Source organism: Agrococcus sp. UYP33 (genome assembly GCF_054060915.1).
Map to the genome: position 1 here is coordinate 705,247 of NZ_JBSSDR010000001.1, position 24,419 is coordinate 729,665.

The window sequence follows — 24,419 nt, forward strand, 5'->3', positions numbered from 1 at the left end:
AACGCGCGAGCCTCGGACGTGCGGCCCGGGGAACGGCCCGATCAGGAGCCGAACGGGACGACGCACGACTCCTGCGACGCGTCCTGCCCCACGACCCCGTCGAGCTCGTCCGTCGGCGTCGGCGTCGGGGTCTCGGTGGCTGCGGGCGTCTCGGTGGGCACCGGCGTCTCCGTCGCGCCCGGCGTCTCGTCGGTCGAGCCGACGCCGAGGGAATCGTCTCCCAGCTCGATCGGCAGGTCCTGGCGGATGCGGCGCATCAGCTCGTCCGCGCGCTCCTCGTCGGGCACGACGCGCGCCCCGGAGTAGACGTTGGGGTAGAGCACGAACTGCATCGTCTCGAGCGGGATGTCAGCGAGCACGCGTGCCATCGACACCATCGTGCCCACGTCGCCGAGGCCGGATGACAGCGTCATGTTCTCGATCGCGACCTGCGCGATCGCGTAGAGCTTCGTGACGTCGGTGAGCACCGCATCCGACTGCAGCGTGCGGATGAGCGACGACAGGAACACCTGCTGCGACGAGATGCGCGCGAGGTCGGAGCCGTCGCCGACGCCGTGGCGCGAGCGGAGGAACGCGAGCGCCTGCGCGCCCTCGAGGTCGTGGGTGCCGGCCGACTCGATGACGAGCCCCGTGTAGGGGTCGTCGATCGGACCGGCGAAGCACACCGGTACGCCGCCGACGGCGGTCGACATGCTGATGACGCCCTGGAACGTGATCATCGCGGCGTAGGGCACCTCGATGCCGGTGAGGTCGGAGACCACCTCGGCGACGCACGAGAGCCCGCCGCGGCCGAGCGCCTGATTGAACTGCACGTTGTTGGCGGCCGGCACGGTGTCGCCCGTCTCCGGGTCCTCGCAGGCCGGGAAGTCGACCATCAGGTCGCGCGGGAACGAGACGACGCGCGCGAGCTGGTGGTCGTCGCTCACGTGCAGCAGCATCGTCACGTCGTTGAGGCTGCCGCCGTCGTAGGCGGACTCGCCGAACTCCTCGCCCTGGCCCTCGCGCTGGTCGGACCCGACGAGCAGGATGTTGAAGCCGCCCTCGTACGGGGCGAAGCCGGCCTGCGCGGGCGGCACGTCGGCCACGAGGTCGACCGTCTGGATGCCCGTGGTGAAGCGCAGGATCGAGAATCCCACGACGCCGACCACGGCGACGAGCACGGTCGCCAATCCGAGCGCGATCCAGCGGAAGACGTGCGCGACGCCCGAGTGGCGGCGCAGCCGTCCATGCCGCGGCGACATCGACGTGGTGTCGACGACGCTCCCGGTGCGCTCGGTTGCCATGCGTTCTCCTTCTGCCGCGGAGGGCGTGGGATTCGAACCCACGAGACATCTCTGCCCACCGGTTTTCAAGACCGGCTCCATCGGCCGCTCGGACAGCCCTCCCGTGCCCTGAGCGCTGGGGGCGCGCGGCGGGCCTTCGGACGATCATAGAGCGACACCGGATGCGCGGCCTTCGACGGCGCTCGCAGCCGCCTGTGGGCGGCGCTGGAGTCGGGACCCGCTCAGGCCCGGACGAGCAGCTCCTCGAGCACGAGCGCGAGCCCGTCGTCCTCGACGGTGGCGGTGACGTCGGTCGCGGCCTGCTTGACCTCGTCGGGCGCCTGCCCCATCGCGACCGCCCGGCCGCCGCCCTCGGCGACCCAGCGGAACATGTCGATGTCGTTGCGACCGTCGCCCACGACGACGATGCGGTCGCGCGGGATCTCGAGGGCCTCGGCGACCCGCTCGAGGCCCGTCGCCTTGTTCACGCCGTCGGGCGCGATGTCGAGCCAGGACGAGAAGCCGATCGCGTACGAGACCTTGTGCAGGCCGAGCGACTCGACGATCTCGAGGAACTCGTCGACCTCGTGGTCGGGACTCATCACGACGACGCGCATCGCGGGCTGCGCGAGCAGGCCCTCGAAGGGCACCATCTCGGCGTCGTCGAGGTTCCAGTCGACCATGCCGTTCGTGTAGCGGCGGTGACCGCTCGGGTCCTCGACCATATACGAGCCCTTCGGCAGCACCGCCGAGATCGCGGTGAGCGCCTCGGACGGGTCGAAGGTCTCGACGTGCACCTGCTCATAGGCGTCGCCGCGGCGCTCGAGCACGAGGGCGCCGTTCGCCGAGACGAGGTGGCTCGGCTCGATGCCGAGCCGCACCGCGGTCGACTCGGTGGTCGCCTGCGAGCGGCCGGTGGCGAGCACCACGACGTGGCCGGCGTCGACGACGGCGCGCACCGCCTCCAGCACGCGGGGCGCGAGCGAGTCGTCCTCGTGCACGACGGTGCCGTCGATGTCGAGGCCGATGAGCAGCGGCTGCATCAGGCCGGCTCGATCGTGCTGATGCCGCCGAGGTAGGGCTGCAGGGCCGAGGGCACGCGCACCGACCCGTCGCGCTGCTGGTGCGTCTCGAGGATCGCGACGAGCCAGCGGGTGGTCGCGGCGGTGCCGTTCAGCGTGGCGACCGGTGCGGTCTTGCCGGACTCCGTGCGGAAGCGGGTGCCGAGCCGGCGCGACTGGTAGGTGGTGCAGTTCGAGGTCGAGGTGAGCTCGCGGTACTGCTGCTGCGACGGGATCCACGCCTCGATGTCGAACTTCCGGGCCGCAGAGGAGCCGAGGTCGCCGGCCGCGACGTCGATGACGCGGTAGTCGAGCTCGCAGGCCTGCAGCATCCGCTCCTGCAGGGCGCGCATCCGCTCGTGCTCCGCCTCGGCGTCGTCGGGCTTGACGTAGGAGAACATCTCGAGCTTGTTGAACTGGTGCACCCGCAGGATGCCGCGGGTGTCGCGGCCTGCGGAGCCAGCCTCGCGCCGGTAGCAGGTCGACCAACCGGCGTAGCGGAGCGGCTGCGCGAGGTCGACGATCTCGTCGGCGTGGAAGCCCGCGAGCGCCACCTCGCTCGTGCCGGTGAGGTAGAGGTCGTCGGCGGGCAGGTGGTAGACCTCGTCGGCGTGCTCGCCCAGGAAGCCGGTGCCGCGCATGATCTCGGGGCGCACGAGGGTGGGCGTCGTGAGCGGCGTGAAGCCGTCGGCGAGCACCTGGTCGAGGCCCATGAGCATGATCGCGAGCTCGAGCCGCATGCCGATGCCGGTCAGGTAGTAGAAGCGGCTGCCCGCGACCTTCGCGCCGCGCACGATGTCGAACGCCTTGAGGCTCTCGCCGAGCTCGACGTGGTCGCGCGGCTCGAAGTCGAAGGAGCGCTCCTCGCCGTGGGTCGAGAGGGTGACGAAGTTCGCCTCCTCGCCGGCCGGCACGTCGGGGTGCACGAGGTTGCCGAGCTTCGAGACGGCCGCGTCGAACGCCGCCTCCGCCTCGGTGACGCGCGCCTGCGCGTCCTTCACGCCGGCGGCGAGCGCGCGGCCCTGCTCGATGAGCGCCGGCCGGTCGTCCTTGGCAGCGGCGCCGACGAGCTTGCCGTGGGCGTTCTGCTCGGCGCGCAGCCGCTCGAACTCGGTGATGGCGGCACGGCGGGCGCTCTCGGCGCCGAGCGCGTCGTCGACGTAGCCGACCGGGTCGCCCCGGCGCTCCTGGCTTGCCTTCACGAGGTCGGGCTGCTCGCGCAGCAGCTGAGGGTCGATCACGCCGACCATCCTACGAGCGCTCAACGGCGCGCACCTGCGCGCGGGATGCGGACCACCTCGGGTCTTGCGGCAGATCCGCCGGTACAGTGCGAGGATGCGCGCTGCCATCGTCTACAACCCGTCCAAGATGGACCGCGACACGCTCGCGCCCCAGATCGAGTCGGCGCAGCCGCTCGACTGGTCGGAGCCGTTCTGGATCGAGACGGATGCGGACGACGCGGGTGAGGCCGCGGTGCGCACCGCGCTCGAGCAGGGCGTCGACCTGCTGCTCGTCGCCGGCGGCGACGGCACGGTGCGGGTCGCGGCCGACGCGGCGACCGGTGCTCGCGTGCCGCTCGCGATCATCCCCGCGGGCACGGGCAACCTGCTGGCGCGCAACCTCGGCATCGACGTCACGAACCTGCGGAACGCGGTGCAGACGGCCTTCGACGGCGAGGAGCGCGAGATCGACCTCGGCGAGCTCGAGATCGAGGCGCCGGACGGCAAGCGCTCGAAGCACGCCTTCGCCGTCATGGTCGGCTTCGGGCTCGACGCCGAGATGATCGACAAGACCGACGAGGACCTGAAGAAGAAGGTCGGCTGGCTCGCCTACGTCGACGCCGCGGGCCGGGTGATCTCGAGCCTCGACAAGGTTCGTGTGAGCGTGCGCCTCGACGGCGGCCGCACGGTGCGATCGACGGTCAACACGATGCTGATCGGCAACTGCGGCACCGTCACGAACGGCATCATCATCCTCCCCGACGCGGCCGTCGACGACGGGATGCTCGACATCGCGCTCGTGCGCCCCCGCGGCGTGCGCGGCTGGCTGCAGCTGAGCGGCTACATCGCACGCAACAACATGCTCGTCACGAAGCTGCTGCGTCGCCGAGGTCGTCTCGGCCGCCAGCGCAGCGGCGCGGCGCTCGGCTACGGCCAGGCGAAGGAGACGCAGGTGCGGCTCGAGGAGCCGCGCGCCGTGCAGGTGGACGGCGACGTCGTGGGCGAGGCGATCGCGCTGCGCGCGGGCATCCGCCAGGACGCGCTCGTCGTGCGGGTGCCCAAGGAGCACGCGCGCGACGCCGGCCCCGCCATCTGAGCGGAGCCTGAGCGGTCGCGGAGCCTGAGCGGTCGGGACCGGTCGGTCAGTCGGCCGAGCGGGCGCCCGGCTCGCCGGCGATGAGCCCGCGCAGCCAGTCGCGCGCGTCCTCGAACGAGCGGTCGGAGTAGCGGCGCTCCACCCGGATGTGCTGCTGGTCGGCGCGCGGGTAGGAGCCGAGGAACGTCACCGACGGGCTGAAGCGCGCGAGGCCGAGCAGCGCATCCGCCACCCGCTCGTCCCGGATGTGGCCGTCCGCGTCGATCACGAAGCGGTACCGGCCGAGCCGGTCGCCGATCGGCCGCGACTGGATGAGCGAGAGGTTGACGCCGCGGGTCGCGAACTGCTCGAGCATGTCGAGCAGCACGCCCGGCTCGTCGCTCGGCAGCTCGACGACCAGGCTCGTCTTGTCGGCGCCGGTCGGCTCCCCCGCCTCGCCGGCGCGACCGACGAACAGGAAGCGCGTCACGGCATCCGGGTTGTCGCCGATGCGGTCGGCGAGCACGTCGAGGCCGTCGACCCAGTGGCCGATCGTCGGCGTCGAGAGCGCCGCCTGCGCCGTGCCGGTGGTGAGGTCGGCGGCCGCGGTGACGTTCGACGCGGCCGGCAGGTGCGCGCGACCCGGCAGCTCGCGCTGCAGCCACCCGCTGCACTGCGCCCACGCGACGGGGTGGGCGGCGACGACGCGCACGTCCTCGATGCGCGTGCCGGCGGGTGCGACGAGCGAGAAGTTCACGCTCACGACGTGCTCGGAGAGGATGCGGATGCCCGGGGTCGCGGCGAGCGCGTCCTGCGCGGCGGTGACGCCGCCCTCGATCGAGTTCTCGATCGCGATCATGGCGGCGTCGGAGCGGCCCTCGGAGACGGCCGAGAGCGCCTCGGCGACGTTGGCGACCGGCACGCGCTCGGTGGTCTCGAGCCCCGGCACCTGCTCGAGCGCGGCCTCCGTGAACGTGCCGCGAGGGCCGAGGAACGTGACGACGCGGGGCTGGACCATGGCACCAGCCTAGGCTCGCGCCCGACGGGCGGCTCCGCCTCCGCGCGGCGATGAGCGCGCGCCCTAGAGCACAACGCAAGCCCAGCCAGCGGTTCTGGCGGCTCCGAGTCCTGGTCGGCCATCCGCCGCCATCCCGGCCGGTAGGGCTTGCGTTGTGCGGAGGGCGCTGCAGCCCGGCGGCCGCGGCTGCGGCTCCGGCTGCGGCTCGGGGGCCGCAGACCATCCGGGCCGCCGCTCCCCTCCCGCTCGCACAACGCACGCCTGGCCAGCGCAAGTGACGGCGGCTGGGCGACGCTCGCCGCCTGCGCCGCGCCAACCCGCCCGCGGGCTTGCGTTGTGCATCGGGGCACTCGCGGATGCCGACGGCAGGGGATGATCGGCGGCTGGCGGCGCGGACACCAGGTGCTCGTCCGGACGGGCGGCCAGGGCAGGCTGCCGGGCAGACGGGACTACGCGGGGACGAGCGAGCGGATCGCGGCCAGCGTGCGCTCGACGTCGTCCGGCGTCGTCGCCCACGACGACATCGAGCAGCGCTGCGTCGCGTGCCCGCGCCACTCCGCGCCGGTCACGACCGCAGTGCCCTCGGCGAGCAGCGCCGCGCCGAGAGCGCGCGTCTCGTCGTCCGTGCCGAGGCGGAACATCACCTGCGTGTAGACGACGTCGTTCACGACCTCGACGCCGTCGATCGCGGCGAGCCCATCGGCCATCGCGACGGCGTGCTCGTGCAGTCGGTCGATGAGCGCCGCCACCCCCGACCGGCCGAGGCTGCGCAGCGCCGCCCAGGCGGGCACGCCGCGCGCCCGGCGCGAGAGCTCGGGCGTCACGTCCCACGGGTCGAGCCCGGTGTAGACGAGGTAGTCGCCGCCGGTGCGGAACGCGGCGATCGAGTCGGCCGGGTCGCGCACGATCGCCATGCCGCAGTCGTAGGGCACGTTGAGCGTCTTGTGCGCATCCGTCGCCCAGGAGTCGGCCGCCTCGAGGCCCGCCGTCAGGTGCCGGAGCGCCGGCGACGCGGCGGCCCAGAGGCCGAAGGCGCCGTCGACGTGCACCCACGCGCCGTTGCGATGGGCGATCGGGATGAGCGCGGCGAGGTCGTCGAAGGCGCCGGTGTGCACCTCGCCGGCCTGCAGGCAGACGATCAGCGGGCCCTCGCCACGCTCGAGCGCGCGCTCGAGCGCCTCCGGCCGCATCCGCCCCTGGTCGTCGGCATCGACGACCACGATCTCGGCGCGGCCGATGCCGAGGAAGCGCGCGGCGCGATCGATCGAGCCGTGGCGGTCGGCCCCGACGACGAAGCGCACGGCGGGAGCCGAGCGGAGCCCGCGCTCCGCGAGGTCCCAGCCGGCGCGCGCGAGCACCGCGTGCCGCGCGGTGGCGAGGCACGTGAAGTTCGCGATCTGGCCGCCCGTGACGAAGCCGACGCTCGCGGTCTGCGGCAGGCCGAGGAGGTCGAGCATCCAGCGACCGGCGACGCGCTCGAGCGCCACCGTGGTCGGGGTGAGCATCGCGGAGCCGGAGTTCTGGTCCCACGCGGAGACGAGCCAGTCGGCCGCGAGCGCCGCCGGCAGCGTGCCGCCGATCACGAAGCCGAAGAAGCGGCCGCCCGGGATGCCGACGAGGCCGGGATCCGCGCCCGCGGCCATCTGCTCGACGACCTCGACGGGATCGAGGCCGTCATCGGGCAGGGGGCCGCCGAAGGTGACGAGCATGTCGTCGAGGGTCGCTCGGGGCCACACCGGCCGCTCGTCGAGGGTGCCGAGGAAGGCCATCGCGCTGCGGTGCGCGGCGTCGAGAGCACGGCCACGATCGTCCACGAGCGCCAGTGTTCCACCGGCCCCCGGGTGGGGCAACGGGTCTTCTCGGGCCGCCCATCGCTCCGGGAGCCGCTCGATGCTTGGATGGAGCCATGACCCGAGCCGGCACCGTCGCCCAGCCCCAGGACCTCATCGATGTCGCCGCGCTCGAGCGCGCGTACTTCGAGCTCGTCCCCGACGTCTCGAACCCCGACCAGGCGGTCGCGTTCGGCACGAGCGGCCATCGCGGCAGCGCCTTCGACACCGCCTTCAACGAGGCGCACATCCTGGCGATCACGCAGGCGATCTGCGAGTACCGCGCCGGGCAGGGCATCACCGGCCCGCTGTTCATCGGCCGCGACACGCACGCGCTGTCGCTGCCGGCCGAGCGCACGGCGCTCGAGGTGCTCGTCGCGAACGGCGTGCGGGTGTGCGCGGATGCCCGTGGCTCGGTGACGCCGACCCCGGCGGTCTCGCGCGCGATCCTCGCCTACAACGCCACGGCATCCGCCGACGACCAGGCAGACGGCATCGTGGTCACCCCGTCGCACAACCCGCCCCGCGACGGCGGCTTCAAGTACAACCCTCCGCACGGCGGACCGGCCGACTCCGACGCGACCGGCTGGATCGCGAAGCGCGCGAACGAGCTCATCGCCGCCGGCCTCGAGGGGGTGCAGCGCGCCGACGTGACGGGCGGCAGCGACACGCGCGTCGAGCTCTACGACTTCCGCGAGGCGTACGTGAACGCGCTCGGCAGCGTCATCGACTTCGACGCGATCAAGGCGTCGGGCATCCGGATCGGCGCCGACCCGCTGGGCGGCGCCGCGGTCGACTACTACGGCGCGATCGCCGAGCGCTACGGCATCGACCTGACGGTCACGAACCCCATCGTCGACCCCACCTGGGCGTTCATGACGCTCGACTGGGACGAGAAGATCCGCATGGACTGCTCGAGCCCCAACGCGATGGCGTCCGTGCTCGCCCGCCGGGATGAGTTCGACATCCTCACCGGCAACGACGCCGACGCCGACCGGCACGGGATCGTCACGCCCGACGGCGGCCTGATGAACCCCAACCACTTCCTCGCGGTCGCGATCGAGTACCTCTACGCGCACCGGCCGCAGTGGCGGCCCGACGCGGCGATCGGCAAGACCCTCGTGTCGTCGTCGATGATCGACCGGGTCGCGGAGGCGCTCGGCCGCCGCCTCTGGGAGGTGCCGGTCGGCTTCAAGTGGTTCGTGCCGGGGCTCGTCGACGGCTCGGTCGGCTTCGGCGGCGAGGAGAGCGCGGGGGCGTCGTTCCTGCAGTCCGACGGCACCGTCTGGACGACCGACAAGGACGGCATCCTGCTGTGCCTGCTCGCGTCCGAGATCCGCGCCGTCACCGGCAAGAGCCCGTCGCAGCTGTACGGCGAGCTCACCGAGCGCTTCGGCGCCCCCGTCTACGAGCGGGTGGATGCGCCGGCGTCGCGCGAGCAGAAGGCGCGGCTCGGCAAGCTCACCGGCGACGCCGTGACCGCGACCGAGCTGGCCGGCGACCCGATCGTCGCCAAGCTCACGGAGGCGCCCGGCAACGGCGCCGCGATCGGCGGCCTCAAGGTCGTCACCGAGCGCGCGTGGTTCGCGGCGCGGCCGTCCGGCACCGAGGACGTCTACAAGATCTACGCCGAGTCGTTCGCCGGCCCGGAGCACCTGCGGCAGGTGCAGGCCGAGGCGAAGCGGATCGTCGACGACGCGCTGGGCGCGTAGGCGGCGGCGTCCGCGGTTGGGCGGCGAGGTGGGCCCGGCCTTGACGGGTGGGCCCGGCCGTGACGGGTGGGCCCGGCCGTGACGGGTGGGCCCGGCCGTGACGGGTGGCGCTGCCCGTGACGGGTGGGCCCGGCTGTGACGGGTCGGCCCGCCCGTCGCAGGTGGGCCCGGGCCGTGACGGGTGGGCCCGCCCGTGAGAGGTGGGGCTGCCCGTGAGAGGTGGGGCTGCAGCACCACCGCTCCCGGGCAGCACCACCTCTCGGCACGGATGATCCCGAGCGCCGGTCGGCACTGGGCACGACGGGTGGGGCTGCCCGCGGCAGGTGGGGCTGCAGCGCCACCCGTGGCGGGCAGCGCCACCCGTTGCGGGCAGCGCCACCCGTGGCGGGCAGCGCCACCCGTGGCGGGCAGCGCCACCCGTGGCGGGCAGCGCCACCCGTGGCGGGCAGCGCCACCCGTGGCGGGTAGCGCCACCTGTGGCCGGTAGCGCCAGCCGTCGCGGGCAGCGCCTCCTGGCGCCGGATGCGGCGACACGGATGTCGGCGGACGCGCGTAGGTTCGCTCCATGAGCGAGCCCTTCGCGTTCCGCGCCTCCGACGACGAGCTCGAGCGGCTGCGGCGCCGGCTCGACGAGAGCATCGTGCCCGACCCGACTCCCGGCGCGCACGGCATGCCGATGCCCACGCTGCAGCGCCTGCTCGACCGCTGGCGCGACGACTTCGACTGGCGCGCGGTCGAGGCGCGGCTCCTCGCGCACGACCACCGCATCGCGACGATCGAGGGCACGCGCATCCAATTCCTGCACCTCCGCGGTGGGCAGCCCGGCCGACTGCCGATCGTGCTCTCGCACGGCTGGCCCTACTCCTTCGCCGAGATGCTGCCGCTCGCCGAGGCGCTCCGCGGCGAGCTCGACGTCGTCATCCCGTCGCTGCCGGGCTTCGGGTGGTCCGAGCCGCTGGCCGAGCCGTTCACGGATGAGGCCGTCGCGCGGCGCTGGCGCGCGCTCATGGTCGACGAGCTCGGCTACGACCGCTTCCTCACCTACGGCGAGGACGTCGGCACCGGCGTGAGCGACTGGCTCGCGGGAGGCCACCCCGACGTCGTCGCCGGCCTCGTCGCGACGCACGCGTCGTTCGGCGTGCGCGACCGCGGGGAGCCGATGGATGCGGCCGAGACGGCGTTCTTCGCGCGCATGGACGCCGAGGGTCCGCTCGCGGGCGGCTACGCGCACCAGCAGGGCTCGCGCCCCGACACCACGGCGGCCGCGCTGCTCGACTCCCCCATCGGGCTGCTCGCGTGGGTCGGCGAGAAGCTGCTCGAGTGGGCCGGGGACGACGGGCTCGCCGACGACGTCGTGCTCACGACCGCCACGCTCTATTGGCTGTCGCGCTCGATCGGCACGTCGTTCCGGCCCTACAGCGACAGCGGCGGCCGACCGCATCCGCTCGTCGACGTGCCGGTCGCGGTGCGCGTGCAGCGCCGCGAGCGCGACTACCCGCGCTCGCTCGCCGAGCGCAGCTACCGCGACCTGCGATCGTTCTCGGTGCTCGAGCGCGGCGGGCACTTCCCCGCGCTCGAGACCCCCGACGAGGTGGCGGCCGCGGTGCTTGAGCTCGAGGCGCTCGCGCGCTAGGGCCAGCGCCACTCGAGCTGGTGCAGGGCCCGGCACCGAGAGGTAGCGCGCCGCGCGAGAGGTTCCCGCGCGCCGCTACCCCTCGGGCGCAGGGCTACCCCTCGGGCCCAGCACTTCCCCTGGGGCCCCGCGCTACCCCTCGAAGCTGTGGGTCACGATCCGCACGTCGGGGCCGAGCACCTCGGTCACGAGCGCGACGCCCGACTCGACCGTCAGCTCGTTCCGCCAGGCAGACCGGGTGATCGGCTCTGCCGCGTCGACGAGCGGGTGCAGCTGCAGGTTGCGGCGGTGGATCCAGTCCTGCGAGACGAACTGCTGCGGCGTCAGGTCGAAGTGCATGTACAGCGGCACCGCGGCGGGGTCGACGACCTCCACCTCGCCGCCGGGCATGCCGACGAGGTCGAACTGCGCCACCGCGCTCACCACCCGTGGGATCGCCATCTGCGTCGTGAGGGCGTTGCCGATCGAGTAGTAGACGAACGCGCGCGAGCCGTCGGCACGCTCGAGCCACTCGGCCTCCTGCAGCACATGCGGGTGCGTGCCGATGATGACCTCCGCACCGAGGTCGGCGAGCCGCTGCGACTGCTCGCGCTGCCGATCGTTCACGACCGCCGAGTACTCGTCGCCCCAGTGCACCGCGACGATCGTCGCGTCGGCGATCTCCTCGGCCTCGGCGAGCTGCTGCTCGACGAGCGGGTCGTCGAGCCACGTGACCACGTAGTCGTTCGTGGGGGTGTTCGAGAGGTCGACGAAGTTGAGGAACGCGACCGTGAGGCCGTTCACCTCGGCGGTCGGCACCGCCATCCGCTCCTCCTCCGAGCGGAACGCGCCCGAGATCAGCAGCGGGTCGAGCTCGTCCCACACCGCGCGCGTGCGGTCGACGCCCTCCTGCCCGCGGTCGAACGTGTGGTTGTTGCCGAGGCCGATCGTGTTGCAGCCGGCCGCGTCGAGGCCCTGCGCGAACTCGACCGGCGCGTTGAACGCCGGGAAGTAGGTGAGCCCCAGCTCGACGCCCGCCGAGGGCGCCTCCTGGTTGCAGTAGACGAGGTCGCTGTCTGCCCAGATGGGGCGCGCGGCGTCGAAGAACTGCCCGTAGTCGTAGCTGCCGTCGGGCTGCTGCGCGTCGAGCGTCACCGAGTCGTGCGGCAGCATGTCGCCCATCGCCGAGACCGAGACCGTGCTCGGCTCCGGGGTGGGCGTCGGGGTCGGCGCGGATGCGCTCGGCTGCGCCGCCGGATCGCTCGCGCTGGGCGCGGGCTGGAGCGATCCCTGCGTGCAGCCGGTCAGCAGCAGTCCGGCTGCCGTCGCCAGCACGACCGCGGCACGGGCGCCGCGTCGCCGGGCAGCGCCTCGCGGGGCCGCCCCGACCGTGCTCGTGCGTCCCCTACGCGCTGCGGGGCGCGCCGCCGCTCCGCTGCTGGCTGCCGTCTCCATGGCACCAGGCTAGGGCCGCGGGCGCCCGATCAGCTGCCGGCGAAGATCGCGAAGAGCACGAGCAGGATGACGATCGCGACGGCGGCCATCACCCAGTCGGTGCCGGTGCCCGACGAGCCGCTCGAGCCGGAGTGCCGGTACGAGTTCGACCCCGAGCTCGAGCCCCATCCCCACGAGCTGCCGGAGCCCGACGACGACCGGGATCCGCCGCCGAAGGAGCCGCCGCCACTCGACCGCGACCCGCCGCCGAAGAAGCTGCGCGAGCCGCCGCCGAAGCCGCCACCGCCGCCGCTCCTGCCGCTGCTCTTGAAGCCCCCACCGGATCGTCCTGCTTTCGCCATGCGGGCAGGCTACGACCCGTTCCTGCGTGCGCGCCTCGCATCGGCGCGCGCGTCGGCTCAGCCGTAGTCGGGGGCGCTGCCGGTGCCGGCGTACTCCTCGAACGTCGCGATGCCCTGCTCGTGCATCGCCGTCGCGACCTCGGCGCCGACGAAGCGCACGTGCCACGGCTCGAAGTGGTAGCCGGTGATGCCCTGCAGCCCGTCGGGGTAGCGGACGATGAAGCCGTGCTCCCAGGCATGCTCGGCGATCCATCGCCCGGCCGCGGTTCCGCCGAAGCACACGTCGAGGCGGCAGGCGCCGCCGGTGCCCATGACGTCGACCGAGAGCCCCGTCTGGTGCTCGCTGTGCCCGGGCCGCGCGCTCGTGGTGTCGGCCTGCGCCTGCCCGTACTGCGCCACGTAGCCGTTGTAGAGCTGCGTCTGCCGCGCGTAGCCGCGGTACGACGAGAAGACGTGGATGCCCTCGCCGATCTCGGCCTGCATCGCGGCCGACATCTGCGCGAGCGCCGCGTCGACCTCGGGGCGCACCGCCTCGTCGCCGTCCTGCGCGATCGAGACGGGCACGAGCACCGGCTGGTAGTCGGCGGGCACGAGCGGCCGGCGCTTGTTGACGAGCACCTGCAGGCTCGCCGCCGAGTCGATGTCGACGCCGGCGGTGCTGGGCGGCTGGGGCGCGGCGGTCGCGGGCGCGGCGGCCGGCTCGGTCGTCGCGGCCGGCTCAGGGGTGGCGGTCGCCGTGGGCGTCGGCGTGGACGTGGGTGTCGGCGAGTCGCTGGAGGCCGTGGGCGACGCGGACGCGGACGACGCGTCCGGCGTCGCGACGGGCGCGCATCCGCTCACCAGCAGCACGGCCGCGAGCACCACCATCACCCTTCGCACCCGTCCATCGTCGCATGCGCGCGCTGGCCGCACGTGCCGCCGCGACATGCGACGCGCCAGTGGCGAAGAGGGCAAGCCATTCGCTAGACTAACGATCTCTCTACCGAAGGATCCATCCATGCCGCAGCGCGAACCGCGCTCCGTCGAGCCGCGCGAGCCCGACGAACCCCTGATGTCCCACCGCCAGATCATGCTCGTGCTGGTCGGCCTGATGATGGCGATGTTCCTGTCGTCGCTGTCGCAGACCGTCGTCGGCACCTCGATGCGCACGATCGCCGACGACCTCCACGGCCTCGACCTGCAGGTGTGGGTCGTCACCGCGTTCCTCATCGTCTCGACGATCGTCACGCCCATCTACGGCAAGCTCAGCGACATCTTCGGGCGCCGACCGCTGTTCATCATCGCGATCGTGCTCTTCCTCGTCGGCTCGATCCTCTGCTCGTTCGCCCAGGACATGGTGCAGCTGGCGGCCTTCCGCGCCCTGCAGGGCCTCGGCGCAGGCGGCCTCATGTCGCTGCCGCTCACGATCATGGGCGACGTGCTGAGCCCCCGCGAGCGCGCCAAGTACCAGGGCTACTTCCTCGCGGTCTTCGGCATCTCGTCGATCCTCGGCCCGCTGATCGGCGGCGTCCTCGCCGGCGCCGACCAGCTGCTCTTCCTCGAGGGCTGGCGCTGGGTCTTCCTCTTCAACCTGCCGATCGGTGCCGCGGCGCTGTGGATGGTGTGGCGCTACCTGCACCTGCCCGCGCACCACGAGCGCGTGCGCATCGACTGGTGGGGCGCCGCGCTGCTGGCCGTCGGCGTCGTGCCGCTGCTGCTCGTCGCCGAGCAGGGCCGCGAGTGGGGCTGGGGCTCGCTCATGGCGATCGCCTGCTACGTCGTCGGGGCCGTCGGCATCGTGCTCTTCATCGTCGTGGAGCGGCGGATGGGCGACGCCGCGCTGATCCCGCTGCAGCTGTTCCGCAACCGCACGTTCTCGATGGCGACGGTGCTCGGCGTCTTCACCGGCTTCGGCATGTTCGCCGGCATGATGATGATCCCGTTCGTCCTGCAGATCGTGCACGGCATGAACCCGACCGAGGCGGGCCTGTCGACCCTGCCGATGATCCTCGGCCTCATGATCGCGTCGATCGGCTCCGGCCAGGTCATCGCCCGCACCGGCCGCTACAGCTTCTTCCCCGTGATCGGGCTCGCCGTCATGGCGATCGGCTACGGCGTGCTCGTCACGCTGCAGTTCGACACCCCGCTGTGGATGCTGCTGCTCGGCCAGCTGCTGCTCGGCCTCGGCCTCGGCCAGCTCATGCAGACGCTCACGATCGCCTCGCAGAACGCGGTCGACCCGAAGGACATGGGCGTCGCGACGAGCTCGGCGACCTTCTTCCGGCAGCTCGGCGGCACCGCGGGCGTCGCGGTGGTGTTCTCGATGCTCTACTCGCGACTCCCGGAGACGCTGCAGGCCGCGTTCGGCCGGCAGGACCTGCGGGCCGACCTCGCGAGCGCCCTCGAGGACCCGAGCGTGCTCGCCGATCCCGGCAACGAGCGCATCCTCGGCATCCTGCAGAACCCGGCCCAGATCGGCGGCGCCCTCAACGAGGACTCGTCGTTCCTCAACACGGCCGACCCGCGCCTCGCCGCGCCGTTCCTCGACGGCTTCTCGAACGCCACCACCGGTCCGTTCTGGGCGGCGCTCGTCGTCGTGCTCGTCGCGCTCGTGCTGGCGCTCTTCTTCAAGGCGCCGCCGCTGCGGCAGAAGTCGGCCATGGAGGAGGCGATGCAGCAGCGCGCCGAGCGGGCGCAGCTCGAGGCGGATGCGTCGGCACCCGGCTCGGTCGCGCGCCCGGTCACGGCGTCGAACCCGATCGTGTCGGAGGGCGCGGGACCGCGGGACGGCGGGCGGTCGGGGACGTCCTGACGGCTCTCAGGTTGTCCGCCTAGCGTTGATCGAGGAGCAACCAGCTCCCGACGATAGGAGGTTCAGATGGGTCTCGACGACAAGATCTCGAACGCAGCCAAGGACGCCGTCGGCAAGGCCAAGGAAGGCCTCGGCGACGCCACGGACAACGAGCGCCTGGAGGCCGAGGGTCACAAGGACCAGGCCACGGCGAACGCCAAGCAGGCCGGTGAGCACGTGAAGGACGCCGCGGACGACGTCCGCGACACCTTCCGCTGAACCGATCCGACCGCGAAGGGCGGGGCGCATCGCGCCCCGCCCTTCGTCGTGCCGGCTAGTAGTTGAGGCTGCCGAGCTCCGCGGCATCCGCCTCGATGCCGAAGTCGCGCGCCTGCGTCTGGATCTTCTGGGCGCGGGCGAGGCGGGGCAGGTCGCTGCCGTCGGTGATCTTGCCGCCCGACTCCTCGAAGGCCCGCACGAAGCCGTGCGCCCACGCGACGTCCTCCGGGCTGGGCGCGAGACCGGCGTTGATCGTCGCCGCCTGCGTGTGCGTCAGGCACAGCTTGCCCGACATGCCCATCTCCTTCGCGAGCCGGGTGCCGTCGACGAGCGCCTCGGCCGAGAGCGTCGGCCCGTCGATGGGCGCCGGCAGCCGCGCCGCGCGCGAGGCGATCACGAGCTGCGAGCGCGCGTAGGCGAGCGCGACCGGGTCCTCGCCGGTTGCGGTGTCGCGCTTGAAGTCGCCGGTGCCGAACGCGATGCGGAAGGTCGACGGGGCGTTCGAGATCTGCTCGACGTGCAGCACGCCGCGTGCGGTCTCGACGAGCGCGAGGATGGGCATGCCCTCGGGCAGGCGGTCGGCGGTGTCGTTGACGTGGCTCGCGGACTCCGTCTTCGCGAGCATCACGCCCTCGAGTCCCGGCACGTCCTTGAGCGCGGCGCAGTCGGTGCTCCAGAACTCGCTCGCGGCATCGTTGATGCGCACCCACGCGCGGTGCCCGCTCGAGAGCCACGCGACCGTGTCGTCGCGCGCCTGCGCCTTGTCCTTCGCGGCGACGGCGTCCTCGATGTCGATGATGATCGCGTCCGCCTCGCTCTCCTGCGCGATCTGGAAGAGCTCGGGCTTCGAGGCCGGGACGAGCAGCCAGGAGCGGGCGATCAGGGGCGAGACGTCGGTGGAGGGCACGCGCTCCAGCCTAGCCAGCCCTGCGTGCGAGGTCTCGGGCCGCCATGAGCCGCGCGTGAGAGGCTGACGCCATGGCGACCGCGTTCCCGTTCCTGCTGCTCGTCGGCGCGCTGCTGCTGGGCGTCCTCGTCATCCTCGTCGGCGTCGCACTGCTCGTCGGCGGGCGGCGCCGCGGCCCGGACGGCGGCGCCGGCTCCGCGATGCTGACCTTCGGCATCACCGCGCTCGTGATCGGCTGCGTCATCGCCGTGCCGCCCGCGATCTGGCTCGTCATCGGCACGCCCTGACGGTCAGGATCCGGCCCGGGAGGGTCCGGCCACCGCTCAGGGTCGGCTCCTAGCCTTGCCGCATGAACGCGATCTTCGGCATGGGCCAAGGGGTCTCCACGGTGCTGCTCGCGCTGAGCGTGGGTGCGCTCGCGCTCGGCATCTTCCAGCTGTCCGCAGGGCAGCGGCGCAACCGTCCGGAGGAGCGGCCGCGCCGCCGAGGGATCGCGATCGCGCTCATCGTGGTCGGGGTGCTGCTCGGCATCGTCGCGGGCATCGCGCTCGTGACAGCGCTCACCGCGGGCGCCTGAGTCGGAGCCGCCGGGCCACGGCGGTGTGCTTCACTCGAGCATGCCTGCGCCGCTCGTCGCCATCCTCATCGTCCTCGCCGTCGCCGTCGTGCTCGCCGTCGTCGGCCTCGTGCTGAGCGTCAAGGGCACGGGCTCGGTGCCGAAGGTCGGCGGATGGCTCGCGATCATCAGCGGGCTCGTCGCCGTCTGCTTCGCGGTCGTGGTCGTCGTCGCGCTCATCGGTGCGGCGATGGACGACGTGCCCGGCCTCTGGTAGCCGGCTCAGTCGATCCGGCCGCGCAGCCGGTCGATCTCGCGCCGCTCCCGGCTCGACGGCCGACCGGAGCCCTTGTCGCGCCGCGGCACCTGCGCGGCGTCGATGGCGGTCGGTCGGGCCGGCGACCGGTCGTCGTACGCGTCGACGGCGATCGCGGCGCCGACCCGCTTCGCGAGCAGCTGCTGCACGCCGACGATCCGGTCGAAGCCGGCGATGCGCACCCGCACCTCGTCGCCGACGCGCACCGGCTGGGAGGCCTTCGCCGCCTGGCCGTTGAGCTTCACGTGGCCGCCGCGGCACGCGGCCGTCGCCGCCGCACGCGTCTTCAGCAGCCGGACGGCCCAGATCCAGACGTCGAGCCGCACGGAGCCCGACGCCGATCCCGGCCGCGACCCCGCCGTGCCCTGCCCGCTCACGCGGCCGCCAGCACCTCGAGCACGGCGTCGCCGTAGCGCTCGAGCTTCGACTCCCCCACGCCCGAGATGGTCGACAGCTCGACCATCGTCGCGGGCCTGCGCTCGGCGATCGCGGCGAGCGTCTTGTCGTTGAACACGACGTAGGCGGGCACCGCCTGCTCCTTGGCTGTCGCCGCGCGCCACGTGCGCAGCGCCTGGAACCGCTGCTGCTGCACGTCGTCGAGCTGCATCGTGCTCTCGGAGCGCCGCGCGGCCTTCGCCGGCGCCTTCGCCTCGTGCCGCAGCCGCACCTCGCGCTCGCCCGCGAGCACCGCGGCCGACGCCTCGGTGATCGCGATCACGCCGTACTCGCCCTGCACCTTGAGCAGTCCCTGGGCGAGCAGCTGCCGCACGATGCCGCGCCACTGCGCGGCCGGCAGGTCGCTGCCGATGCCGTAGGTCGCGAGCCGGTCGTGGCCCTGCGTGCGGATGCGCTCGGTGTCGGCGCCGACCAGGATGTCGACGAGGTGGCCTGCGCCGAACGCCTGCCGCCGCTCGCGCTGCAGCCGCACGATCGTCGAGAGCAGCTTCTGGGCCGGCACGGTGCCGTCGTAGGAGTCGGGCGGCGTGAGGCAGGTGTCGCAGTTGCCGCAGCGCTCGCTCGGCTCGCCGAAGTAGGCCAGCAGCTGCTGCCGACGGCACTCGACCGTCTCGCACAGCGCGAGCATCGCGTCGAGGTGCAGCGTCTGGTTGCGCTTGCGCTGGGCGTCGCCCTCGCCCTCGGCGATCATCCGCCGCTGCTGCACGACGTCCTGCAGCCCGTAGGCGAGCCACGCGGTCGACGGCTCTCCGTCGCGGCCGGCGCGACCGGTCTCCTGGTAGTAGCCCTCGACCGACTTGGGCAGGTCGAGGTGCGCCACGAAGCGCACGTCGGGCTTGTCGATGCCCATGCCGAACGCGATCGTCGCGACCATCACGACGCCGTCGTCGCGCAGGAACCGCTGCTGGTTCGCGGCGCGGACGCTGCCGTCGAGGCCCGCGTGGTACGGCAGCGCGTCGACGCCCTGCGTCGTCAGCCATGCGGCGGTCGCCTCGACCGACTTGCGCGACAGGCAGTAGACGATGCCGGCGGCACCCGGGTGCTCGTCGCGGATGATGCGCAGCAGCTGCGCCTTCGCGTCCTGCTTGGGCGCGATGCGGTACTGGATGTTGGGCCGGTCGAAGCTCGAGACGAACACGCGCGCGCCGTCGAGCCCGAGCCGCTCGACGATCTCGGCGCGGGTCTCTGCCGTCGCGGTCGCGGTGAGGGCGATGCGCGGCACGTCGGGCCACCGCTGGCCCAGCACCTGCAGCTGCAGGTAGTCGGGGCGGAAGTCGTGGCCCCACTGGCTGACGCAGTGCGCCTCGTCGATCGCGAACAGCGCGATCGGGGCCGCGTCGAGGAGGCCCTGCGCGACGGGCAGGCGCTCCGGCGCGAGGTAGAGCATGTCGAGCTCGCCTGCGAGCAGCCGGCGCTCGACGTCGCGGCGCTCGTCGATCGACTGGGTGGAGTTGAGGAAGGCGGCGCGCACGCCGAGCTGCTCGAGCGCATCGACCTGGTCGTGCATGAGCGCGATGAGCGGGCTGATGACGACGCCGGTGCCCTCGCGCACGAGCGACGGGATCTGGTAGCAGAGGCTCTTGCCGCCGCCGGTGGGCATGAGCACGACCGCGTCGCGGCCGGCGACGAGCTCGTCGATGATCTCGGCCTGCTCGCCGCGGAACGCGTCGTAGCCCCAGACGCGGGTGAGCGCCTCGAGCGGCGTCGCGGCCTTGGCCGTCGCCGCGATGCCCGGCGCACGGGCGGCCGAGGGACGGGCGAGCGTGCCTGTGCTGCTGCTGCGCGCGCTGCTGCGGGCACTGCTTCGAGCAGCGCCTCGGCCCGCCGACGACCCGGCACCCGCGAGCGGCGCGTCGTCGTCGGAGGGCGGCACCCAGCCGTCGTCCGGCGCGTCCTGCCACGCGTCCCAGGGCTCGGGAGCGTCGTCATCGCTGGGCGGTGCCCACTCGTCGTGCCTCGCGTCCGTCACGCGTCCCCCTTCGCGTCCCCGCCCATCCAGCCTAAGCCGCGCGGCGGACACGACGTGCCGGGGGCGGCGGCCCTGGGGACCGGTCGCGGACGGACTGCTCAGCGATCAGGGCGCCGGGCCGCCTGCCTCGCGCGCTCGGCCGCGAGCGCGAGCATCGGCACCATGCGCTCGGCGTCGTCGGCACCCGCGAGCTCGCGCTGCGTGAGCCAGACCGCCACCTGGTTTGCGGCCGGGTAGGCGTACAGCGCGGTGCCCGAGCCGCCGATCCAGCCGTAGCGCCCGAGCACCTCCCAGAGGTGCCGCTCGACGACGTCGACGCTGCCGCCGAACGACCACGACTGCCCTTCGAGGAACACGTTGTCGGGCGCCGAGGGCTCGCCGGGCGCGAGCATGCGCGCGACGGCCGAGGGGCTCAGCACTCTGCCGCCACCGGCGGCCGGCGCGGCCTCGCCCCCTGCCAGCAGCATCCACCCGAAGGCGAGCAGGTCGTCGACGGTCGACACGAGGCCGCCGGAGCCCGACTCGAACGCGATGTCGCCCGCCCACGCGCCGTCCGGCCGGTCGATCGGCTCCAGCCCGGAGCCCTGCGCCGCGTAGGCCGTGGCGGTGCGCGGCACCTGCTCGGGGCGCAGGCGAAAGCCGGTGTCGGCCATGCCGAGCGGGTCGAGCAGCGTGTCGGCGAGCACTGCGCCGAGGCTCCGGCCCGCGGCACGCGCGAGCAGCACGCCGACGATGTCGTAGCCGGTGTTGTAGGTCCAGCCGTCGCCCGGCTGGTGCGCGAGCGGCAGGCTGGCCGCCTCGGCGAGCCAGGCGTCGGGGTCCGGCCAGCCGGCCGGGTCGTCCCTGCCCTGCCGCAACCGGTCGGTGAGCGCGGCGGCGAGCGGCGTCCCCATGTCGTCGGTGAAGCCCAAGCCGCCGGTGAGCGCGAGCAGGTGCTCGACGAGCAGCGGCCGCTCGGCGGGCACGGTGTCGTCGAGCTCCGCCGCCGGATGCCGCAGCACGCGCGGCTCGGCGAGCTCCGGCAGCCACTCGACGACCGGCGCGTCGAGTCGCAGCACGCCGCGGTCGACGAGCGCCAGGGCGGCCGCGGCGATGATCGGCTTCGTGACCGACGCGATCCGGAAGACGGTGTCCCGCGTCATCCGGGCACCGCCGATGGCCCGCTCGCCGGCGACCGCGATGGCTGTGCCCTCGGCGTCGGCGATGGCCGCCACGACGCCCGGCACGCCGTGCTGCTCGACCGCCTCGTCGGCGACCTGCTGCAGCGCGTCCCGGAGCTCCATGGCGGTCAGCGCCTGCGCGCCAGCCACTCCTCGAACGAGACCTTGCCCTTGCGCTCCTCGGTGAGGTTCGCGCCGCTGCGCAGGTAGTCGAGCATCGTGGGCGGGAACGGGCCGTTCACGATGAGGCCGCGCGCGCCGGTCGCGGTCTGCCAGGCGCGGGCGAGGTCGCGGGAGACGCGCACCTGCGGACCGGCGAAGTCGATGATCTGCTGCCCGGACGGCGCCGTCGCCTCGTCGGCGACGAGCTCGGCCACCTCGGCGACGTCGACCGGCTGGAGCCGGCCGCCGAGGAACACGGGGATGGCGCCGACCGCGGCGCCCGCCTCGAAGAAGTCGACCGACCACTCGTGGAACTGCGACGCCCGCACGACGGCGACCTCGAGCGAGGAGCCGAGGTAGGTCAGCTCCTGCTCGTGCTTCTTGCGGTGGTACTGCAGCTTCGAGCGGTCCACGCCCAGGATCGACAGCAGCACCGCACGGTGGACGCCCGCGCGCTCGGCGGCGGCGACCACGTTCCTGGCGCCGATCGTGAAGGGCTTGAGGTCGAGCGGATTCCGCGAGTTCGAGGCGTCGACGACGACGTCGGCGTCCTCGAGCGCGGCGTCGAGCCCCTCGCCTGAGACGATGTCGGCCTTCGCGCCGGGGGCACCGGCGATGGCCTTCCCGGAGCGCGACACCGGCACCGCCTGCGCGCCCCGACGGCCGAGCGCCCGCACGATCGCCGCTCCCGCATTCCCGGATCCACCGATGACGACGACGCGCATGCCTTCACGCTACGCCAGCGCCAGCACAACGCAAGCCCGTTCGGGCGCACGCGCGGCAGACGGCCCGGATCACGAGGATCCGGGCCGTCTGGCCCTGACGGGCGTGCGTCGTGCGGCAGGCGTCCGGAGGACCGGATGCCCGCCGGGGCTCACTCCGCGGCGGCCTCGGCCATCTGCGCGTCGGCGGCTGCCGAGCCGGCCGTGAGCGTCTCGAGGATCTCGGAGGCCGGGCGCACGGGGATCATCGGCGCCTTGATCTCTGCCCGCTGCAGCAGCTGCTGCATGCGCTTCTGGCGCGCGGGTGCGATCACGGTGACGACGCGACCGTCGTTGCCCGCGCGGCCGGTGCGGCCCGAGCGGTGCAGGTAGGTCTTGTACTCGTCCGGCGGGTCGGCCTGCACGACGAGCGCCACATCGTCGATGTGGATGCCTCGAGCGGCGACATCCGTCGCGACGAGCACGTCGATCTTGCCCCGGCGCAGCTTCTCGAGCGCGCGGTTGCGCTGCGACTGCGACAGGTCGCCGTGGAGGCTCGCCGCGGCGATGCCCGCGTCGTCGAACTGCTCGGCGAGCCGGTCGGCGTAGGCGCGGGTGCGCGTGAAGACGATGATGCGACCCGGGTTGCGCACGATCTGCTCGAGCACCGCATCCTTGTCGAAGCGGTCGGCCACGAGCACCTGGTGCTCGATCGTCGACGTCGCCTGGTCCTCGCCGGCGACCTCGTGCACCGCGGGCTCCGGCAGGAACTCGCGCACGATGGTCGCGACCTCGGAGTCGAGCGTCGCCGAGAAGAGCAGCTTCTGGCTGCCGGGGCGCGTGCCCCGGAGGATGCGCTGCACGGGCTCGAGGAAGCCGAGCTCGCACATGTGGTCGGCCTCGTCGACCACGGCGATCTCGACGCCGCCGAGGTTGAGGCGGCCCTGCTGGACGAGGTCCTCGATGCGACCGGCGGTGCCGATCACGATGTCGACGCCGCGGCGCAGCGACTCGACCTGGCGGTCCTGCTTGACGCCGCCGACGATGACGGTCGTGAAGACGCCCACGGCGCGGCCGAGGCCCATGACCGTGTGGTTGATCTGCTGCGCGAGCTCGCGCGTCGGCGCGAGGATGAGCGCGCGGGGCGGGCGGCCGATCTCACGGCGCTCCGGGCGGTTGCGCATGAGCAGCTCGATGATCGGGGCGCCGAACGCGATCGTCTTGCCGGAGCCGGTGCGGCCGCGGCCGAGCACGTCGCGACCCGCGAGCACGTCGGGGATCGTGGCGGCCTGGATCGGGAAGGGCGTCGGTGCGCCCATCGACTTCAGCGCACCGGCGATGCCGGTGCCGAGGCCGAGGTCGGCGAAGGTGATGCCCTCGATGTCCTCGGCGCGGGTGGCCTGCGCCTCGAGGCGCTCGAGGACGACGTCCTCCTTGGGCGCGAAGGGCTTCGACTCGGCCGACGGGTAGTACGTGCTGTCGCGGCGCGGGCGCTCGTCGAAGCGGCGGTCGTCGCGGCGCGGGCGGTCGTCGCGGGCGGGACGGCGGTCGTCGAAGCGACGCTCGCCACCGCGGTCGTCACGGGCGGGACGGCGGTCCCCACCACGGTCGTCACGAGCCGGACGGCGGTCGTCGAAGCGACGCTCGCCACCGCGGTCGTCACGGGCCGGACGGCGGTCGTCGAAGCGACGCTCGCCACCACGGTCGTCACGAGCCGGACGGCGGTCGTCGAAGCGACGCTCGCCACCACGGTCATCACGAGCCGGACGACGGTCGTCGAAGCGACGCTCACCACCGCGGTCATCACGAGCCGGACGGCGGTCGTCGAAGCGACGCTCACCACCGCGGTCATCACGGGCCGGACGGCGGTCGTCGAAGCCACGGTCGTCGCGGGCGGGACGGCGGTCGTCGAAGCGACGCTCCCCACCGCGGTCGTCACGAGCCGGACGGCGGTCGTCGAAGCGACGCTCACCGCCACGGCTGTCGAAGCCGCGCTCGGGGGCGGCGCCCCGTCCGCGACCGTTGTGCTCGTCGCGGGCACGGTCGAAGCCGCGCGGCCGCTCGCCGCGGTGCAGGCGGTCGTCGCGCTGGTGGTCGCGGCCGCCCTGGGCGCCGCCGCGGGTGCGGAACGCCGGACCGCGACGATCGTCGCGGTTGCGCTCCTCGGGCGGGGTCCAGTTGGGGCGGCGCGAGGCGCTCTCGGCGCCACGGCCGGCGTCGCGGCGGTCGCGGTCGTCGCGGTTCCAGCGGCTTTTCGAGGGCTGCTCGTCGCGGTGCCCGCGGTGCCCGGGGCTGCGGGAGCCGGGGCGGTTCGTCTGTCGGTCGGTCGATCGGTTCGCGCCGTAGGGGCGCTCGTCATTCCGTGCCATCGCTCATCTCGGGATTGCGCGCAAGATCGAAGCTCGCGCTGGTAGAGCCGCAGTCATCGCGGGATCATCTGGTCAACCGCGAGGACGCTCGCGGGAACTCCGGCCGCGGCGACACTCCATGTGGCGCACACAAACACGCCTGTCCCGAGCCGACCTGTCCACCTTACGGCATTGGCGTGGCGAGCGACA

Annotated in this window: 22 protein-coding genes and 1 tRNA gene; 8 read left to right on the forward strand and 15 right to left on the reverse strand. The window is 73.2% G+C overall.

Going from position 1 to position 24,419, the window contains the following annotated elements; genetic code table 11:
* Positions 1 to 41 precede the first annotated feature (41 nt).
* The 4 genes from ACVWW9_RS03410 to serS form a co-directional block, all read right to left on the reverse strand.
* On the reverse strand, positions 42 to 1,283 hold the full coding sequence (locus tag ACVWW9_RS03410) for an LCP family protein (protein WP_354258443.1): 1,242 nt from the start codon (positions 1,281 to 1,283) through the stop codon (positions 42 to 44).
* Positions 1,284 to 1,300: 17 nt separating this feature from the next.
* Positions 1,301 to 1,385, reverse strand: a tRNA-Ser gene (locus ACVWW9_RS03415).
* 119 nt (positions 1,386 to 1,504) lie between these two features.
* The gene (locus ACVWW9_RS03420) at positions 1,505 to 2,305 is read right to left on the reverse strand and encodes an HAD family hydrolase (protein WP_456514376.1); all 801 of its coding nucleotides are present in this window, start codon (positions 2,303 to 2,305) and stop codon (positions 1,505 to 1,507) included.
* On the reverse strand, positions 2,305 to 3,564 hold the full coding sequence (serS, locus tag ACVWW9_RS03425; RefSeq protein ID WP_456514377.1) for a serine--tRNA ligase: 1,260 nt from the start codon (positions 3,562 to 3,564) through the stop codon (positions 2,305 to 2,307). The genes ACVWW9_RS03420 and serS overlap by 1 nt, the downstream gene beginning before the upstream one ends.
* Before the next feature lie 94 nt (positions 3,565 to 3,658).
* On the opposite strand from serS, the gene ACVWW9_RS03430 reads away from it, so the two are divergent.
* On the forward strand, positions 3,659 to 4,639 hold the full coding sequence (locus ACVWW9_RS03430; protein WP_456514378.1) for a diacylglycerol/lipid kinase family protein: 981 nt from the start codon (positions 3,659 to 3,661) through the stop codon (positions 4,637 to 4,639).
* A 46-nt stretch (positions 4,640 to 4,685) separates the two neighbouring features.
* Here ACVWW9_RS03430 and pheA read toward each other — a convergent pair whose 3' ends face one another.
* A complete protein-coding gene (gene pheA / locus ACVWW9_RS03435; RefSeq protein WP_123696327.1) occupies positions 4,686 to 5,636 on the reverse strand; it encodes a prephenate dehydratase in 951 nt (316 codons plus the stop codon).
* A gap of 449 nt (positions 5,637 to 6,085) precedes the next feature.
* Entirely contained in the window at positions 6,086 to 7,450 is a 1,365-nt protein-coding gene (locus ACVWW9_RS03440) for a pyridoxal phosphate-dependent decarboxylase family protein (RefSeq protein ID WP_456514379.1), read from the reverse strand.
* Between the two features lie 92 nt (positions 7,451 to 7,542).
* On the opposite strand from ACVWW9_RS03440, the gene pgm reads away from it, so the two are divergent.
* Both pgm and ACVWW9_RS03450 read left to right on the forward strand, forming a co-directional pair.
* Positions 7,543 to 9,177 (forward strand): phosphoglucomutase (alpha-D-glucose-1,6-bisphosphate-dependent), encoded by a 1,635-nt coding sequence (gene pgm, locus ACVWW9_RS03445; protein WP_456514380.1) that lies wholly within the window; start codon positions 7,543 to 7,545, stop codon positions 9,175 to 9,177.
* A 565-nt stretch (positions 9,178 to 9,742) separates the two neighbouring features.
* The gene (locus ACVWW9_RS03450) at positions 9,743 to 10,810 is read left to right on the forward strand and encodes an epoxide hydrolase family protein (RefSeq protein WP_456514381.1); all 1,068 of its coding nucleotides are present in this window, start codon (positions 9,743 to 9,745) and stop codon (positions 10,808 to 10,810) included.
* 132 nt (positions 10,811 to 10,942) lie between these two features.
* Here the strand turns inward: ACVWW9_RS03450 and ACVWW9_RS03455 are convergent, their stop codons facing one another.
* The 3 genes from ACVWW9_RS03455 to ACVWW9_RS03465 are packed head-to-tail and all read right to left on the reverse strand — an operon-like array spanning position 10,943 to position 13,464.
* Entirely contained in the window at positions 10,943 to 12,244 is a 1,302-nt protein-coding gene (locus ACVWW9_RS03455) for a CapA family protein (protein WP_456514382.1), read from the reverse strand.
* Positions 12,245 to 12,273: 29 nt separating this feature from the next.
* Positions 12,274 to 12,585, reverse strand: coding sequence for a hypothetical protein (locus ACVWW9_RS03460; protein ID WP_123696332.1), 312 nt, complete (start codon positions 12,583 to 12,585; stop codon positions 12,274 to 12,276).
* A 57-nt stretch (positions 12,586 to 12,642) separates the two neighbouring features.
* Positions 12,643 to 13,464, reverse strand: a complete 822-nt coding sequence (locus ACVWW9_RS03465) for a M15 family metallopeptidase (protein WP_456514383.1) — start codon at positions 13,462 to 13,464, stop codon at positions 12,643 to 12,645.
* A 118-nt stretch (positions 13,465 to 13,582) separates the two neighbouring features.
* On the opposite strand from ACVWW9_RS03465, the gene ACVWW9_RS03470 reads away from it, so the two are divergent.
* Positions 13,583 to 15,376, forward strand: a complete 1,794-nt coding sequence (locus ACVWW9_RS03470; RefSeq protein WP_456514384.1) for an MDR family MFS transporter — start codon at positions 13,583 to 13,585, stop codon at positions 15,374 to 15,376.
* A 66-nt stretch (positions 15,377 to 15,442) separates the two neighbouring features.
* On the forward strand, positions 15,443 to 15,634 hold the full coding sequence (locus ACVWW9_RS03475) for a CsbD family protein (protein ID WP_354258414.1): 192 nt from the start codon (positions 15,443 to 15,445) through the stop codon (positions 15,632 to 15,634).
* 55 nt (positions 15,635 to 15,689) lie between these two features.
* Here the strand turns inward: ACVWW9_RS03475 and ACVWW9_RS03480 are convergent, their stop codons facing one another.
* Positions 15,690 to 16,541, reverse strand: a complete 852-nt coding sequence (locus ACVWW9_RS03480) for an HpcH/HpaI aldolase/citrate lyase family protein (protein WP_245989724.1) — start codon at positions 16,539 to 16,541, stop codon at positions 15,690 to 15,692.
* A gap of 71 nt (positions 16,542 to 16,612) precedes the next feature.
* Here ACVWW9_RS03480 and ACVWW9_RS03485 point away from each other — a divergent pair, with 71 nt between their 5' ends.
* The 3 genes from ACVWW9_RS03485 (at position 16,613) to ACVWW9_RS03495 (ending at position 17,374) form a co-directional block, all read left to right on the forward strand.
* Positions 16,613 to 16,828 carry a hypothetical protein gene (locus tag ACVWW9_RS03485; RefSeq protein WP_456514385.1) on the forward strand — a complete coding sequence of 72 codons (216 nt, stop codon included), beginning with the start codon at positions 16,613 to 16,615 and terminating at the stop codon, positions 16,826 to 16,828.
* A gap of 62 nt (positions 16,829 to 16,890) precedes the next feature.
* Positions 16,891 to 17,118, forward strand: coding sequence for a hypothetical protein (locus ACVWW9_RS03490; protein ID WP_456514386.1), 228 nt, complete (start codon positions 16,891 to 16,893; stop codon positions 17,116 to 17,118).
* A 40-nt stretch (positions 17,119 to 17,158) separates the two neighbouring features.
* A complete protein-coding gene (locus ACVWW9_RS03495; RefSeq protein WP_456514387.1) occupies positions 17,159 to 17,374 on the forward strand; it encodes a hypothetical protein in 216 nt (71 codons plus the stop codon).
* A 5-nt stretch (positions 17,375 to 17,379) separates the two neighbouring features.
* Here the strand turns inward: ACVWW9_RS03495 and ACVWW9_RS03500 are convergent, their stop codons facing one another.
* From ACVWW9_RS03500 to ACVWW9_RS03520, 5 genes are all read right to left on the reverse strand, one after another.
* Positions 17,380 to 17,790, reverse strand: coding sequence for an RNA-binding S4 domain-containing protein (locus ACVWW9_RS03500; RefSeq protein WP_456514388.1), 411 nt, complete (start codon positions 17,788 to 17,790; stop codon positions 17,380 to 17,382).
* A complete protein-coding gene (recQ, locus tag ACVWW9_RS03505) occupies positions 17,787 to 19,838 on the reverse strand; it encodes a DNA helicase RecQ (RefSeq protein WP_456514389.1) in 2,052 nt (683 codons plus the stop codon). The genes ACVWW9_RS03500 and recQ overlap by 4 nt, the downstream gene beginning before the upstream one ends.
* Before the next feature lie 98 nt (positions 19,839 to 19,936).
* A complete protein-coding gene (locus ACVWW9_RS03510; RefSeq protein ID WP_456514390.1) occupies positions 19,937 to 21,121 on the reverse strand; it encodes a serine hydrolase domain-containing protein in 1,185 nt (394 codons plus the stop codon).
* Positions 21,122 to 21,126: 5 nt separating this feature from the next.
* Positions 21,127 to 21,885, reverse strand: a complete 759-nt coding sequence (locus tag ACVWW9_RS03515; protein ID WP_456514391.1) for an SDR family oxidoreductase — start codon at positions 21,883 to 21,885, stop codon at positions 21,127 to 21,129.
* 149 nt (positions 21,886 to 22,034) lie between these two features.
* The gene (locus ACVWW9_RS03520; RefSeq protein WP_456514392.1) at positions 22,035 to 24,230 is read right to left on the reverse strand and encodes a DEAD/DEAH box helicase; all 2,196 of its coding nucleotides are present in this window, start codon (positions 24,228 to 24,230) and stop codon (positions 22,035 to 22,037) included.
* Positions 24,231 to 24,419: the final 189 nt, after the last annotated feature.